Consider the following 639-nt stretch of genomic DNA (forward strand, 5'->3'; position numbering starts at 1 on the left):
CCAGAAAAAAGATCTAAACCAAAGCGTTTAAGCTCTTTCTGTTCGCCTTTTTTGAGCCATTCTTCTTCTACGTTGGAAGAGATAGTTCCACTAGATTCAGATCTAGGCTTGATGACTTGCGGATTTTCGTAAGGAGATTTGTTTGAGGACGAACTAGAGGGAATTGAGAAACCATATTTACTCGCCAGTGCCTGCTGTTGGTCAGCGGGTAAGTTTTGAAACATTTTTATTTGTTCTGGAGTGGGTGTTTGTGCCATTGAATAAGACGCAAACGTACTTGCCAATATAAAAGCGGCAATAGAGATATATCCTTTAAACATGGTATGTCACTATAATAATTGAATAAAAGACCCTAGCCCCAAGTTTGAGCTCTAGGTATTTAAATTAGAAACGGTGCTGAAAACCAAGTGTAATCGAGTTAAGGCGAACTTGGTCTTCAGAGACGTTATCAACGAACTCAAATATCACCGCGCTTTGGTTGTTTAAAGCGTAGTGCATACCTAACCCAAAACTAAATCCTTGTTCTTTGTGAGAACCTACATTTTGCAGATCGAGCTGAACGCTTGAATACCCAGCTAAACCATAAGGTGCAACTCGCTCTGAAACTGGCATATTCAACTTAACAAAGCCGCTCAAAAC

General features: G+C 40.1%; 1 protein-coding gene and 1 pseudogene. Both read right to left on the reverse strand.

Features of this window, described 5'->3' with window-relative positions; all coding sequences use genetic code 11:
- Window positions 1-320 (reverse strand): annotated as a pseudogene (locus R7O13_RS28115) (OtnA protein); the annotation flags it as partial.
- A 64-nt stretch (window positions 321-384) separates the two neighbouring features.
- The coding region (locus tag R7O13_RS28120; RefSeq protein WP_318305352.1) for an outer membrane beta-barrel protein at window positions 385-639 on the reverse strand (255 nt) is incomplete at its 5' end.

This window comes from Vibrio sp. Y176 (genome assembly GCF_033438945.1).